Origin of the sequence: Campylobacter sp. RM5063 (assembly GCF_024723655.1) — a bacterium.
GTDB classification, from domain to species: domain Bacteria; phylum Campylobacterota; class Campylobacteria; order Campylobacterales; family Campylobacteraceae; genus Campylobacter_D; species Campylobacter_D lari_D.
In genome coordinates, this window is sequence record NZ_JANQDA010000059.1 from 1 (window position 1) to 869 (window position 869).

General features: G+C 22.6%; 2 protein-coding genes and 1 pseudogene. All 3 read right to left on the reverse strand.

Features of this window, described 5'->3' with window-relative positions:
• Nucleotides 1-194, reverse strand: a pseudogene (locus tag CAMP5063_RS08345) (hypothetical protein); the annotation flags it as partial.
• Nucleotides 195-254: 60 nt separating this feature from the next.
• Nucleotides 255-530, reverse strand: coding sequence for a type II toxin-antitoxin system RelE family toxin (locus tag CAMP5063_RS08350; protein WP_337195164.1), 276 nt, complete (start codon nucleotides 528-530; stop codon nucleotides 255-257).
• On the reverse strand, nucleotides 523-741 hold the full coding sequence (gene relB / locus CAMP5063_RS08355) for a type II toxin-antitoxin system RelB family antitoxin (protein ID WP_039628375.1): 219 nt from the start codon (nucleotides 739-741) through the stop codon (nucleotides 523-525). Before relB ends, CAMP5063_RS08350 begins: the two co-directional genes overlap by 8 nt.
• Nucleotides 742-869 lie beyond the last annotated feature (128 nt).

Below are 869 nucleotides of genomic sequence, written 5' to 3' on the forward strand. Positions count from 1 at the left end.
CCACTTTCTTTGTGTTTTACCATATCATCTAAACCACATTTTTCTATAAACTCATAATCTTTAGCAAAAACTTCATTTTCTACATCAAATAAATCTTGAGAATAACCATTAGGATTAGCTAGATCATAAGTATAAGAACTTACTACACATTCTCTCATAGCTTTTTGTATTTCTTCTTGGGATAGTTTTTCCATAGTGTTTTCCTTTTTTTATTTTTATAGTGATATAAATGACTTAATGTGTAGTTGAGAAATTTATTTTTTAAATTTCTTATATATTTCTCTTCGATGTCCTATTCCGAATACAAAAATAAACAATTCATTATCATTAATTTCAGCAAGTATTCTATAATTACCCACTCTAAATCTATAAATACCTTTTAAATTACCCTTAAGTTCTTTTGCTAATTTTTTTGGATTATCTGATTCTATTAAATTTTTAATAATCCAGCTCTTAATAATTCTTGCTACTTGCTGATCAAGTTTTTCAATTGATTTTTTGGCACTACTTGAGAATTTTATCTCATACATTTTTAAATACTTCTTCAAAGCTATAAATATTATCTTTTTTAGCTTCTTTGAGTGAAATTAAAATTTTATTTTCATCTAAATTTAACTCATCTTCTATTTTTTCTAAAATAGTATCTCTTATAAATTTTGATAGTTGTAAATTATTAATTGCTAGATATTCTTTTAGTAAAATATCTTCTTGATCACTAATTCTTAACGATATTGTTCTCATGATTTTACCTTTGTATTATTTATAATACATTATAACACATTTTATAATTATCACAAAATAATATTTTATCTTAGTGCTTTTAATCTTCGCATTGAAACAATAAAATAAGTATAAGAAATTAATTTAAA